The sequence below is a fragment of the Pseudoxanthomonas sp. JC1303 genome (assembly GCF_058448525.1).
In genome coordinates, this window is the sequence record NZ_CP185958.1 from 1,488,753 (window position 1) to 1,501,126 (window position 12,374).

The window sequence follows — 12,374 nt, forward strand, 5'->3', positions numbered from 1 at the left end:
CCATCAGAAGACAGTTGCTGACTTAAGCCGCGCCGCGAAGCGGCGTCGGCTTGAAGAAATTGTTAGACCTGCGCGCCACGGCCTAGCGTGTACTGGTTTGCGACGTGCGCTGTCACACCTTGCCATTGCTGCTTATGCAGCGGGTGGCCTGACGGCGGCACGACAAGTCGTGGCCGTGTTTTAGGACCAGTCAAATGCAGCGTTACCGGCAAATCGCAGGTCTCTGGCAGGTGAGGCAACCGGTTCTGTAAGGTCGCAGGGAATGCGGGCTCCTTGTCCTGCTGAGGATCGTCCCACAGATCCAAGATACGAAAGAACGCCTCCTCTGTGACCTCCGCCCATACGCCAAGGCTGTACGGGAGTTTGCGGTCTTGAACCGGTAAGGGAAGAACCGCTCTGACAAAGAATCTGTCATCTCCAATGGACGCCAAATCCTTGGTTTGTTTGACCCGACCTGCTCGCTCAGCTTCTGGTATTTGGTCGATGGGTTCCGGACGAGCAAAGGTCAGCTCCATGTCGTCGAGAGCGTGGATCTGCCCGCAGCTGGAGCAGGTCTGTGAGATCGTCATGGGTCTGTCAAAGCAGGCCTAACGTTGAAGCTGAGCCGCGAGCGGCGGCTTGCCGACGCGAGTCGGCTCGAGCGACTGGTTAGGCGTCTCGAAATTTTTCAAGGACTCTCTCCAGAACTTGGATTTGTGCATCAACTGCCGTCGTCGGCTTCGTCGTCAAGTTCTTCTTGGTTGTGGCCCGATGCAGCAACTCTCCGATGAAGGATTTGACTTCGTGGCTCTTGTTTAGAAGAGCAACAACTTGAGCTTGAGTGCTATTTAGATGGGTGGCCAGATCTGCAATTACGTGAAGTAGGTCTGCCGATGAATAGTCCTCGCGTTGCGACGTAACCGACTGCCCAGATATCAATGAAGCAGCATCGTCGTACTCGGCCCACAGCTCCGCCTCTTGTTCCGAAATGCAGACCTCAATGAGGCACTCTTCGCGAAACCGATTGAGCTTCTCTTTTGCGCCTCTAGGATCGTCGGGGTGATGCACTGTCAGAACCAGGACTGGCTCAACGATCTCAGCGTTGAAGTGATCTGGAACAAACCGAGCGCGGACGGCATCACCGTCGTCGATGAGGTCACGCAGGAGGTACCAGGTCTCCAGTGGAATGGTCATAGCGGTGCTCAAGACGCCTAACACATGAGTTAAGCCGACCCACGAAGCGGGTTCGGCTTGAATGAATTGTTAGCAGGCAGAGCTCATGGCACCAGCCCACTGCGCCATGCGCTCCGCCAACTGGAGGTGGGCCTCTACCTGCACTTGCTTGATCCTCTCCTCCGGAGTGGTGATCTTCTCGGCCCCAAGTGAAACGTACATCGTGTCGTTCTTGAGGCTGTTGATGTGATCTACGAGCTCAGCCTCTTTGCCTTGTAGCGCCTCCGCAAGAATTGGTGATGTCTCTCTAGCCAGCTGAACAACAAGGGAGATCTTCTTCTTGTGGTCGCGCAAGAGAGATTTGATTTTGGGGAGCTGAGATGCTTCTACACCATTCTGGTACGAAGCCGATAACAGAATAGATTTTGAGGACTCTTCAATCGACATGTGACACAAGTAATAAGCCCTTGGCAGATGCCCGTGTCTCTCCAATAGCCGGGATTCAACTACGAGTTGAGTGGCGTTGTCTGCGGCGCTCTTCGCCCAGTCGCGATAAAGGATCATCTGCCTGCTAACGCTGGAAATAAGCCGAGCCGCGGAGCGGCTTCGGCTTGATTGACTTGTTAGGCCTGGATGGCCCAACGCAGGTGGCCGGCAGGGCGTGCGGGCCGGTAGGCCGATTGTCTTGTACTGCGTCCGATGCAGGGCTTGCCACGTTGTCCGTCCGTTGAGATGACCTGCCAACTATCAGCTGGCGCGGTGGCTGGTGCAACCGGGAGCACCAAGCCAGAGTAGAAGGCACACGCCTAACTACTAGTAGACCCCTCGAAGGGGCGTTATCCGGATTCTGTGCTGTCGCCGCTGGCGGCGTCAATTTAGAATTCCCGAAAGTAATCAGGTGCTTGCGGCGCCATTGAGCGCGTGAGTTGCTCGCCGCGTGTCCGGATAGGGGGCGGGCAGGCCCCGGTACAACATCACGGGGCGCGCATACCCCGATATTGCGCGGAGTTCCGTCCACGTCGCGGGCCGCAACGTTTACGGGTGTTGGATGGCGTTAGCTCGAGAAGGAGTGCGCGGCCACGAAGATCGAAACCGGGCAGGAGCCCTCCGCCGGATGATCTCGGTGCGTCCGGTCCGGCCCCGTTATCAATGGTTGCGAGCCACCTCGCATGCGCGCACCCCTTCGTGACGACACTGTGGATGCGGTGACGGGAACTGGAGTTGGAATGCAGTTCTTAACCTCCTTTCCCTCTGCACCGCGCTTCGCATCCGCCCCCCTCAGCGTCTTTCAGCAGGCCGGGCGCCCCAACCCTCAAAACCCCACCGGCCGCTCCCCCGCCACGCCCACCTTCGCTTCCAGCGCGCGGCCGACGCGGCCCAGCGTGCCTTCCTCGAACAATCGACCAACCAGGGTCACGCCGTAGGGCACGCGGTGCGGCTTGGCCAGCGTCGGGCGCGGGTGCTTGGGATCGGGTGCCCAATCGCTGCGGACCTGGCTGACTTCCACAAAGCCGGTGCGCAGGGTGAGCGCGGGCTGGCCGGTCATGTTGGAGATGACCATCATCTCGTCGCGCAGTGAGGGCACCAGCAGCAGGTCCACCTCGCCCATCACGCGCGCCATCTCCGCGGCCACCTTGCGGCGCAGGCGGTCGGCCTGCACGAAGTCCACCGCGGAGAGGAAGCGCGCCTCGCGGAACAGGTTGGGCCACGCGTCCGGGGTCTGCTCGCTCAGCTGTTCAACCTGGCCTGAAAGCGTGAGTTCCTCGAAGGCGGCAGCGGCCTCGGCGAACAGCAGCAGGTTGAGATCGTCGTAGGGCCAATCGGGCAATGACACCTCGGTGGGGACCAGGCCCAGTGCGCGCAGGTCGTCGAGCGCGGCGCGGTCCAGCTCCGTGGCCGGCGCCTCCTGCATCCAGGCGGGGAAGTAGCCGACCTTCAGGCCCTTGATCGAGGCACCTGCGTCGTAGTCCAGGTGCGCGGCCACGCTGGCGGTGTCGCCCGGGTCGGTGCCGTGGATGGCCTGCAGCACCAGCAGGGTGTCCTCCACCGAACGGGTGATGGGGCCCAGCTTGTCCATGGTCCAGCACAGGGTCATGGCGCCGGTGCGCGGCACGCGCCCATAGGTGGGTCGCAGCCCGGTGGCGCCGCAGCGCATGCACGGGCTGATGATGCTGCCCTGGGTTTCGCTGCCGATGGCAAAGGCCGCCAGCCCCGCCGCCGTGGCCGCGGCGGGCCCTGCGCTGGAGCCGGAGGCACCCTCCTGTGGCAACCACGGGTTCATGGTCTGCCCGCCGAACCAGATGTCGTTGAGCGCCAGCGCACCCAGGCTGAGCTTGGCCACCAGCACCGCGCCGGCCGCGTTGAGCTTGCGGGTCACCGCGCCATCGTCCTCTGGCACCCGATGCTTGAACGGCTCGGCACCGTAGGTGGTCGGGATGCCAGCGGTATCGAGCAGGTCCTTGGCGCCCCACGGGATGCCGTGCAGCGGGCCACGATAGTGGCCAGCGGCGATCTCCCGGTCGGCCTGCGCGGCCTGCTCCAGCGCGTGTGCCTCGCACAGGGTGATCACGCAGCGCAACTGCGGGTCGAAGCGCTTCAAACGTTCAAGGTAGAGCTTGGTCAGGCGGGTGGAAGTGAGCTGGCGCGTGCGGATCCACGCGCCCAGCTGAGCAACCGAGGCGAAGGCGATGTCCTCGTCTTTCGCCGGCAGCGGCATCTCGGCAACCTTGGACGGCATGAAGCGATCACGCGCCGGGCCGACCTGCGCGCGCCCCATCGCCGGGAACCAGGTGGTGGCCGGCGCCAGCCCCTCTTCCAGTGCGACCTTGCGCGGGCCGGTGCGACGCTCCAGCAAGCCGGCCAGCGAGGTCGGCCAGTTGGCGACCGCCATGGCCCGCTGCGGCTCGGTCATCGTCACCTGCATCAGCTTCTCCGCCTGGGCGAAGGTGGCGGTCTCCAGCTTGGGCCCCACCGGCGGCGCGGTATTGAACGCTCCGGGCGAACCCGGCGGCGGTGGCGGCGGCGTGGCCGGCAGTTGCGCGCCGGTCTGGGCGGTGGCACTGCCGGCCACCACGGCGCCCAGCAGGCCGACGGGCGCCTGGGTCAGGAAATCGCGACGCGTTTTCATGGTGCTCTCCGATGTGCGCCCAGGCAGGCGCGCGTGGCTGTCGATGCGGGGCGTGGCCCCGCCACCGGAACGTAGCGGAAAGCCAGTGCGCTGGGAACGCATCTCGGTCCGGACGTGCTGCCGCTTGGCAGGCGTGCTTTTGTGGGCATCGCTTGTCCCGGGCAGGCGGGAGGTCGATGGACAGGTGATCCACGCCCGGGCCGAAAACCTCCCGGCCCGCCACCACCCCGCACGCCGCCAGCGCTATTGTCGATTTGCGGCCGACTGCTTCGTCGTCAGTGCGCTTCCCAATCCAAGGATCTCCCATGAAATACCTCGGCCTGGCCTACTTCACTCCCGAGAAATTCGCGGCCCTGTCCCCCGATGCGGTGAAAGCCATCGTGAGCCAGTGCCCGGCGCTGGACGAGAAGATGCGTGCGACCGGCAAGCTGCTGTTGTCGGCCTCGCTTGGCGACCTGGAGCACTGGCGCACGCTGCGCCCGCGCGATGGCAAGACCCAGATCACCGATGGCCCCTATACCGAATCGAAGGAGGTCGTCGGCGGCTTGTTCATCATCGAGGCGGATAACGAGGACGAGGCGCTGCGCATTGCCTCCATGCATCCTGCCGCCCAGATCGGCGAGGAAGGCGATTGGGCGGTGGAGTTGATTCCACTGGATTTCTATCTGGTGCCGTGAGGAGAATGAGCGCCCGGCATGCAAGATTCAAAATGCGGCTGCGGCACACGGATCCCACTCGATGAAAGGCGACCTGACCTTGTTGTCGGAGCCGGAAACGAGCCCTATGCTTTAATCAAGATCGTGAAAGACCCTGCATCATTGGAGGATGCATGAGATCAGCGCACAGACTTGAATGCCTGGAGCCGCCTCACGTTTCTTACATTCGGTCTCCAAAGCGGGGCGGCAGCGAGACCCTGCTCATAAGACCGCGCCTCTGGCGCCTGACGGCATACGTTGTCGTCGTCTTTTCCTTTTCACTCTCGGCATGCGCCATGGAAGACACAGCAAACTTCGACTCTACGACTTGGAAAGCCCAGCGCGGCGTCGATCTTCGTGAGAACAAGCGCCTCGCGATGGTGGATGACCTGGAAGCCAAGCTCCACACCGGGATGAGTCGCAGAGAGGTGCTTGATCTGCTCGGACCACCCGATGCCTCGGATCAGAAGAGGGGGATCGATACGTATGAGCTCGGTGTTTCGTCGGTCGGCATCGACGGGGAGGTCTATCGAGTCGAGTACAAGGACGACAGGCTTGTCAGTCATCGCTGGAGCCGCTGGTAAGGCTTAAAGACCCTCTGATCAAAAGGACACGATCATGTCGAATCAACCAGAGTGGGGAGCGCATTCGGAGCAGCGCCCCCGGCCAGACTTAGAAGAGATTCGCCAGCAATATCAGGTTTCCAGCGAGGAGGTCATCAAGTACCACCCGCATCTGGGCGGCGTCCTTCCGATTCCCGTCGCGACGGTACGGATCACGCGCACCGAAGGGGAACTCCTCAACGCAATGACCGCCAGTCGTGGCATCGATGGCTTGATGGACTTCAAGGGTATCCACGATCGCGCTTTTGACGAGAGTGCACGACGTTATCCAGATACTGCGCTGCCCGCCCATGTTCCACCCGACAGAACCAGAGAGTGGCAGGGCAACGATGGGCATCGGGATGCATTTCGACACGCCTACTGGAATGCCCTGATGGCAAAGGAATTTGGTCAGGACTGGGCGCGTGCGTATGGGACGGCGCACGAAGGACTGCCTGACAATCCCGCCAATCGCGAGGCGATGGACCTCTACAACAATCAGGTCGGCAGGAGGATCGCGGCGGAGCACCCTGATGCGTCCGCCGAGGAGCTCGCCGGATTCGTCGGTGATGCGGTGAGCCAAGGCCGCATGATGGTTGTGGATAAAGACGGAAATCTTGCCTGGAGCGACTGGGTCAAGGTAGGCCAGCATGGGCTTTCGCCAACCGACTCGCTGGAGCCCAAACTCGATACGCCCCAAGCGACCTCCCCTGAGCCGCGCACCTCGAGCGACCTGGGTGCGACGCGACTCGATCAGCCCGGAAGCGATCATGCACACCGGGCTCTCTATGCATCGGTGTCATGCCACGTCGATGCGCTTGACCAACAACTCGGCCGTCAGTCCGACCACGGCAGCGCATGCATGAAGGCAAGTCTGACGACGCTCGCCGCCGCCAACGGATTCGAGCGGGTCGACCATCTCGCGCTCAGTGTCCGCTCCGCTGAAGTGCAGGCCGGACAAAAAGTCTTCATCGTGCAGGGTGATCCGAGCAACCCCGCGCATCTGCGCGCGCACATGTCCACCGACCAGGCGATCAACACTTCGGTTGAATCCTCGTTTCGTGAGCTTGCCCGGGTCGAGCAGCGTCAGACTGCGCTTCAAGCTAGCCAGAATCTGGCGCCACAGCAGGATGACCCGAACCACGGTGCGCGTTCGCTGGCTTGAGTGCGTGCTCCCAGGCTGTGCGCAGGCCGCTGCCTCCGCGGCGATTCCGGTGATCGCATGCGCAACGAGATCCACTCCGAGTGCGACGACTTCCGTCTCAACCAGTTCACGTAATCGCGCCACCCGCCTGCAGGACCTTGACCGCTCCGGTGATCAACGCCGAGACCTGCTGGAGCCGACGGTCCAGCGGGGCTTCAGAGCAGCCCCTCGCTGCCTTGCATCGGTAAAGACTTGCATGCCTACCTACTAGTAGGTAGTATGCCTGCATGCAATCGACACCCTCCACCGCGGACCAGATCCTCTTCCAGGCCCGCACACTGCTTTTGGCAGGCGGTTATAACGGCTTTAGCTATGCCGATATCGCCAGCCGCGTCGGCATCCGCAAGCCCAGCATCCACCACCATTTCCCCAGCAAGGCCGAACTGGTCCACGTGCTGCTGGAACGCTATCGGCAGGAGGCTCGTTGGGGCCTGGCCGAGCTGGAGCGCACCACATCCAGCCCTGCGCTCCAGTTGCAGCGCTACGTGGGCTATTGGGAAAGCTGCATTGCCGACGGCACGGCGCCCTTGTGCGTCTGCGCGCTGCTGGCCAGCGAACTGCCGCAGCTGCCGGACGAGGTGGCCGCCGAGGTGAAGGGGCACTTCCGCGACTTGTCGACCTGGCTGGCCGCCGTGCTGGAGCGCGGCGCGGCGCAGGGCCAATTCCAGCTAGTCGATACGCCGGGCGTGGAAGCCGAGGCCCTGATGGCCTCCGTGCATGGCGCCATGTTGTCGGCTCGCGCCTACGGCGAGCCGGAGGTCTTCGGCGTGGTGATGAAGCGCGCGCTGGAGCGACTCGCGCCCAGCTAAGCGCACCTCCAAAGGTTGTCCCCGGTCTGGGCACGCCTGCGTGCGCCAGCGTCCCGCTGCACCCCAAACAAACGGAGTTTCCTCATGAACCAGCTTTCGAATGCCTCCCCCTCACCTGCCCCGCAGCGCTGGCTGACCCGCTACTACACCGGCCGTGGCGTGTTCTCCCTCATCTGGGTCGCGGCCGCCTTCGGCATTGGCCTGCACGTCCCTGTCGTGGCCGCCGTCCTGTTGGTGATCTATCCCGCCTGGGATGCCCTGGCCAACGTGGTCGATGCGAAGTGCAGCGGCGGGCTGGCGCGCAACCGCAGCCAAGCGATCAATGCGCTGGTCAGTGGCGCCACCACGATTGCCGTCCTGATCGCCCTGCGCGCGGACATGCATGCGGTCCTGCAGGTGTACGGCGCCTGGGCGATCGCCGCCGGCCTGCTGCAGCTTGGCGCTGCCATCGCACGCCGCAAGTCCGTGGGCGGGCAGTGGGCCATGATGCTCAGCGGCGCACAGTCAGCGTTGGCCGGCGGCTTGTTCCTGCAGCAGGCACTGAAGCCGGAGATGCCCTCGATCGACCGCATCGCCGGCTATGCGGCGGTGGGCGCGGTCTACTTCCTGCTGTCGGCACTGTGGCTGGCCGTGGGTGCGCAACGCCGCAAGCGGCGATCGATCATGTCCTGAGCGGGAAGCGCGAGGGTTGAAACAAGCGACGGAGCGTCACTCGTCCTCGGTTTCCAAGCCTTGCGCCGCCCTGCGCATCTGCGCCTGCGTCAGCGGCGGCAGGCGGGCGCTGGCGGGGTGCTCGTAGGGGCGCATGCCGGTGATGCGCTTGATGCCTTTCCAGGTCTGCAGCAAGCCCATGTTGAGCCCATAATTGACGTAGCCGTCGTACTTGAGCGCCATCTCCTCGGGGCTGATCCCCGGGGCGTATGACTTGCTGAAAGTATTGGGGTCGACGGTGACCGGGTTGCGGAAGGCCTGCAGATCCAGGGCCTCATGCGTGTCCTCCGGGGCCAGGGCCTGCACCTGGCCCAGCGTGGGCACACGGGCATCGGCGGCCACAGCGGCGGACGGTGCTGGCTCGGCCGCGGGCGTGGTGGCAGGCGCGGCCTGCATCGCACTAAGGGTCGAGGTTTGTTGCGCCACCGCGGACGGCAGCGACGCGCCGAACAGGCCGCCGATCACCAGACCGCCAAAGGCATGCACGACGCGGCTCATGGCGAGGCGGGCACGACGGCTGGCGCCGTGCAGTCCGCACCGTCGGCGCCGCAGACGCGTGCGGCGCGGTCCATCTGTTCCAAGCTCAGCGGCGGTGGCCTGGCGGTGGCGGGCTCGATCTGGCCCCGGACGCCCGGCACGTTCTGCAGCCCCTTGGCCGCCGCATCGATCAGCTTGGACAGGCCGTAGACCAGATAGCCGCCGTTCTCCGAGATCTCCTTCGGCGAGGGTGGCGGGCGATAGCCCTTCGCAAAAGGATTGGGATCGACCTGGATGGGATTGCGGAAGCGATAGAGATCCAGCGCCTCCTCCTCGTCGGGCGGCAGCGCCTTGACCTCGCCCAGGGTGGGCACCGCATCGCCGGCGCTGAGCCGAGAAGGTGGCGCGTCGGTCGCGGGGGGCGCCTGCTGCGCGACCGCGAGCGGGGCCTCGGCGACATCCTGCGCTTGGGCCATCGCTGCGACCACCCAGCCGGCGATCACGACGATGCATCGCCCTATGTGTGGTGCTCGCTTCACCTGCTTCGCTCCTTGCGCGCCGGGCGGTGCGCAAGGGATGCGCGCGCCTGCCTTGCCTCGGCCAGGCTGGACTGTAGCGAGCGCGTGGGATGCCGTGGCTTGTTTTCCGTTGCCGCGCAGGTCAGGCGGCTTGGCCCTGATCGCCCAGCGCGTGGCGCACGTACAGATGCCGGACCAGCACGAACACCACGACCGTCAGCGGTGCCGCCAGGACCACGCCCATCGGCCCGAACAACACACCGATGCCGAACAGTGAAAACAGCAGCAGCGCCGGCGGCAGGTTCACGACGCGCGCTTGGATCAGCGGCTGCAGGAGATGGCCCTCGATCTGCTGCAGCGCCACGAACAGCACCAGCGCGCCCAGCGCCACCTGCGGGCTGACGGTAAAGCCCAGCAGGATGGCCGGGACAGCCGCCAGGATCGGGCCCACGATGGGAATGAAGTCCAGCAGCGCGGTCAACAATCCGATGCCCAGGGCCACCGGCACGCCCAACATCCACAAGCCCAGCGCGGTGAGCGTGCCGACCACGGCCATGGCCAGCAGCTGGCCACCCAGCCAGGCGCGCAGCGCGGTGCCGCTGGCGGTGAGCGCTTCGTCGGCCACGCCGCGCTGGTCGAGCGGCAGCAGGCGCAACACGCCATGGCGATACAGCCGCGGCTGCGCGGCCAGGTACACGCCGCCGACCGCCATCAGCACCGCGTCGGTGATGCCACCACCGGCGGAGAGCAGGATCGCGCCGGCATGCGTGGCCAGCGTCGAGGCGCCCTGGCGCAGCTGATCGGGGAGCTCCTCCAGCTGCGGACCCAGCGGGCCGGACTGCAACCAGGCGTGGAATTTGTTCCAGGCCGCCGGCAGCGTGGTGCGGAAGGCGTCGATCTGTCCGGCGACCTCGGCACCGAACATCGTCATCACCCCGGCCAGCAGCAAGACCAGCAACGTAATCACCAGGCCCAGCGCCGCCCATTCCGGCACCGGCAGGCCACGCCGCAACAAGGCCGTCAGGCCGTGCAGCAGGACCGCCACGACCACGGCGCCGAAGATGATCAGCAGCAGTTCGGACAGCTTCCACGCTAGCAGCGCCAGCGCGCCCAACGCCAGCACGACCAGCACACGCGCGGCGAAAGCGCGCAGGGGACTCGGGGCGGGGGCGGCGGGGACTTCCATCAGGGAGCATCCGGGAGGGGCAAGGCGCGACAATGCCGGCGGGCAGGTGCACAGCGAGCGAAGGCGGCCATCCGCCAGCGCGTGGCCGCGTCCCGCAAGGCCTCGCTCTCCCGGCTGTGTGACCGAGACGACACTGGATACCGCCGCCGTTGCGACCCACAGGGTGGCCGGTGCTGCTCTGTGTCGACGGCGATCCCGGGGTGGAGATCGGCCGCACCTCGCTCCAGACGTGGCGTTCCCACGCCGCGGCCACCGGGGTCGTGCACCTCCGTCAGCGGGTCTGCGACGCTGTCGCCGAATCGTCGCGTGGCGCGGCGGCCTGCGCATGCATCCCACCGTTGCAGTGCGCCCGTCCCCCAGGCGCGTTGGTCGTTCACCATGCGCCCGCGTTGAAGACGCCCGCTTTGCGATCGCTCCCGGGGATGCTCCGCTCAGCGCCGCCTCGGATACGCCGGTGTATTCCTCACCCAACCACGCGGATGTCTCGCACGCGACGCGCGGGCTGATGCGGCCAACGGAACGAACCGGATGCGTGCGGGCGTGCCACCGATGCCATCGGCAGGCGCGAGCACCAGCACGGTTGGCGCACCGGACAAGCCCGCCACCCATCTCCATGAGGCAGCGTTTGGCTTCGGCAACCTTGATCGAGGATGACGACCAAGCGAGCGGTCGCGAATCTTCGGCACGAACGCATCTCGAGACCGCGCCGCCCGCAACGATCTCCATCGCGCGACGCAAGCAGCGCCGCAATCGAGGCGCAGCCGTCAAGCAACCGCTTGACGCTGTATTCAGCAGCCACGGCTAGCGCTGATGTTAGTCCGGCAGTTCACTTTCGCACTGAGTTTCGCGCCACGCTCATGCCTTTGAACCCGCTTTGAATCACGCGTTAAAGGAAGCTTCGAAGAACGTGAATATTTCGACGCGCTTCAGGTCGAAAAGTCTCTACTGGCGCCCACGTCGCACCCAGTCCGGTCGGCGTCCAATTGCGGCATGTCGCTTTGATTTGACATGGACCGCCCAGCACTAAAGGAAGTCATAAGTGAAAAAAATCATGATCCCTGCAGCCATCGTGGCTGCCCTTTCCGCGCCTGCCGCCTTTGCCCAGAGCGCCGGTGGCGATACCTATCGCCCGGACCTGGCCACTGGCCAGGGCAACTGGTTCGTGTCCGGCGGTGTGGGCCGTACCGACGGCGGCACGGCCGATCGTTTTGGTAGCGGCGACTTCAACACCTTCCACAGCCGTGACGGACGCCGTACCGGCTACCAGCTCGGCGGTGGCTATCGCTGGAAGCTGGGCCCGCAGTGGGGCCTGGGCGTGGAAGGCGGATACACCGACCTGGGCAACATCAAGGTCAGCAATGCCTTCAACGACGACCCGGTCGATGAGCACGACAGCGAGAACGCGCTGCGCGGCTGGACCCTAGGCGGCAATGCCCGCTTCAACCTGACCCCGTCCTGGTACCTGGGCGCCCGCGGTGGCTACTTCCGCGCCTCGGACAACAACGCCAACTACTACAACTCCGCAGGCCAGGAGCTGGGCTTGAAGAGCGGCGGCAACGACGGGCGCAACAGCTGGTATGCCGGCGTGGGCACCGGCTGGAATGCCACCAAGAACTTCAGCGTGGGCCTGCACTACGACTACTTCCGCGCCAAGTCCGGCGAACTGCGCGACCCGGTCACCGGCGACAAGTTCGATGGCCCCAAGCGCTCCACCGCGCTGCTGGGCATCTCGGCTGAATACGCGTTCTGATCCAACGCCTGCAAGGCCGCATTGAAAGCACCGCACGGGCACCTTCGGGTGCCCGTGTTCGGTATCGAGCAAGCGAATGCATCGGTGGCCTGAAGGTCCCACCGGCGTCTAAGTGCTTGGCCGGCAAGGCGTCTCACGCGCTG

The 12,374-nt window shown here is 64.8% G+C and carries 13 protein-coding genes; 6 read left to right on the top strand and 7 right to left on the bottom strand.

Translation table 11 applies throughout. From position 1 onward, the window contains the following. Positions 1 to 62: 62 nt before the first annotated feature. The 4 genes from ACORQU_RS06560 to ACORQU_RS06575 form a co-directional block, all read right to left on the bottom strand. Entirely contained in the window at positions 63 to 569 is a 507-nt protein-coding gene (locus ACORQU_RS06560) for a DUF2199 domain-containing protein (RefSeq protein WP_491644002.1), read from the bottom strand. Between the two features lie 79 nt (positions 570 to 648). After that, entirely contained in the window at positions 649 to 1,173 is a 525-nt protein-coding gene (locus ACORQU_RS06565; RefSeq protein ID WP_491644003.1) for a hypothetical protein, read from the bottom strand. A gap of 69 nt (positions 1,174 to 1,242) precedes the next feature. Continuing rightward, the gene (locus ACORQU_RS06570) at positions 1,243 to 1,716 is read right to left on the bottom strand and encodes an AbiV family abortive infection protein (protein WP_491644004.1); all 474 of its coding nucleotides are present in this window, start codon (positions 1,714 to 1,716) and stop codon (positions 1,243 to 1,245) included. A 748-nt stretch (positions 1,717 to 2,464) separates the two neighbouring features. After that, the gene (locus ACORQU_RS06575; protein ID WP_491644006.1) at positions 2,465 to 4,279 is read right to left on the bottom strand and encodes an amidase; all 1,815 of its coding nucleotides are present in this window, start codon (positions 4,277 to 4,279) and stop codon (positions 2,465 to 2,467) included. Positions 4,280 to 4,584: 305 nt separating this feature from the next. On the opposite strand from ACORQU_RS06575, the gene ACORQU_RS06580 reads away from it, so the two are divergent. The 5 genes from ACORQU_RS06580 to ACORQU_RS06600 all read left to right on the top strand — a co-directional run bounded on the left by ACORQU_RS06580 (position 4,585) and on the right by ACORQU_RS06600 (position 8,261). Beyond that, positions 4,585 to 4,956 carry a YciI family protein gene (locus ACORQU_RS06580; protein WP_271648147.1) on the top strand — a complete coding sequence of 124 codons (372 nt, stop codon included), beginning with the start codon at positions 4,585 to 4,587 and terminating at the stop codon, positions 4,954 to 4,956. 314 nt (positions 4,957 to 5,270) lie between these two features. Beyond that, on the top strand, positions 5,271 to 5,558 hold the full coding sequence (locus tag ACORQU_RS06585) for a hypothetical protein (protein WP_491644008.1): 288 nt from the start codon (positions 5,271 to 5,273) through the stop codon (positions 5,556 to 5,558). A gap of 34 nt (positions 5,559 to 5,592) precedes the next feature. Beyond that, complete coding sequence (locus ACORQU_RS06590) at positions 5,593 to 6,741, top strand: DUF6973 domain-containing protein (protein WP_491644010.1); 1,149 nt, start codon at positions 5,593 to 5,595, stop codon at positions 6,739 to 6,741. 266 nt (positions 6,742 to 7,007) lie between these two features. Next, a complete protein-coding gene (locus ACORQU_RS06595) occupies positions 7,008 to 7,589 on the top strand; it encodes a TetR/AcrR family transcriptional regulator (RefSeq protein ID WP_491644012.1) in 582 nt (193 codons plus the stop codon). An 84-nt stretch (positions 7,590 to 7,673) separates the two neighbouring features. Further along, a complete protein-coding gene (locus tag ACORQU_RS06600) occupies positions 7,674 to 8,261 on the top strand; it encodes a hypothetical protein (protein ID WP_491644013.1) in 588 nt (195 codons plus the stop codon). 36 nt (positions 8,262 to 8,297) lie between these two features. On the opposite strand, the gene ACORQU_RS06605 is transcribed toward ACORQU_RS06600, so the two are convergent. From ACORQU_RS06605 to ACORQU_RS06615, 3 genes are all read right to left on the bottom strand, one after another. Continuing rightward, positions 8,298 to 8,798 carry a hypothetical protein gene (locus ACORQU_RS06605; RefSeq protein WP_491644015.1) on the bottom strand — a complete coding sequence of 167 codons (501 nt, stop codon included), beginning with the start codon at positions 8,796 to 8,798 and terminating at the stop codon, positions 8,298 to 8,300. Further along, positions 8,795 to 9,253 carry a hypothetical protein gene (locus tag ACORQU_RS06610; protein WP_491644017.1) on the bottom strand — a complete coding sequence of 153 codons (459 nt, stop codon included), beginning with the start codon at positions 9,251 to 9,253 and terminating at the stop codon, positions 8,795 to 8,797. The genes ACORQU_RS06605 and ACORQU_RS06610 overlap by 4 nt, the downstream gene beginning before the upstream one ends. 184 nt (positions 9,254 to 9,437) lie before the next feature. Further along, positions 9,438 to 10,415 (bottom strand): AI-2E family transporter, encoded by a 978-nt coding sequence (locus ACORQU_RS06615; protein ID WP_491644991.1) that lies wholly within the window; start codon positions 10,413 to 10,415, stop codon positions 9,438 to 9,440. 1,135 nt (positions 10,416 to 11,550) lie between these two features. Between ACORQU_RS06615 and ACORQU_RS06620 the strand changes: the two genes are divergently transcribed. Next, positions 11,551 to 12,231, top strand: a complete 681-nt coding sequence (locus tag ACORQU_RS06620; protein ID WP_491644019.1) for an outer membrane protein — start codon at positions 11,551 to 11,553, stop codon at positions 12,229 to 12,231. Positions 12,232 to 12,374 lie beyond the last annotated feature (143 nt).

Bases quoted from the DNA above. Each gene is read 5' to 3' on its own strand.
- ACORQU_RS06610 (WP_491644017.1), bottom strand. From the start codon at position 9,253: ATGGCCCAAGCGCAGGATGTCGCCGAGGCCCCGCTCGCGGTCGCGCAG.
- ACORQU_RS06570 (WP_491644004.1), bottom strand. From the start codon at position 1,716: ATGATCCTTTATCGCGACTGGGCGAAGAGCGCCGCAGACAACGCCACT.
- ACORQU_RS06590 (WP_491644010.1), top strand. From the start codon at position 5,593: ATGTCGAATCAACCAGAGTGGGGAGCGCATTCGGAGCAGCGCCCCCGG.
- ACORQU_RS06585 (WP_491644008.1), top strand. From the start codon at position 5,271: ATGGAAGACACAGCAAACTTCGACTCTACGACTTGGAAAGCCCAGCGC.
- ACORQU_RS06565 (WP_491644003.1), bottom strand. From the start codon at position 1,173: ATGACCATTCCACTGGAGACCTGGTACCTCCTGCGTGACCTCATCGAC.
- ACORQU_RS06560 (WP_491644002.1), bottom strand. From the start codon at position 569: ATGACGATCTCACAGACCTGCTCCAGCTGCGGGCAGATCCACGCTCTC.
- ACORQU_RS06605 (WP_491644015.1), bottom strand. From the start codon at position 8,798: ATGAGCCGCGTCGTGCATGCCTTTGGCGGTCTGGTGATCGGCGGCCTG.
- ACORQU_RS06600 (WP_491644013.1), top strand. From the start codon at position 7,674: ATGAACCAGCTTTCGAATGCCTCCCCCTCACCTGCCCCGCAGCGCTGG.
- ACORQU_RS06580 (WP_271648147.1), top strand. From the start codon at position 4,585: ATGAAATACCTCGGCCTGGCCTACTTCACTCCCGAGAAATTCGCGGCC.
- ACORQU_RS06595 (WP_491644012.1), top strand. From the start codon at position 7,008: ATGCAATCGACACCCTCCACCGCGGACCAGATCCTCTTCCAGGCCCGC.
- ACORQU_RS06575 (WP_491644006.1), bottom strand. From the start codon at position 4,279: ATGAAAACGCGTCGCGATTTCCTGACCCAGGCGCCCGTCGGCCTGCTG.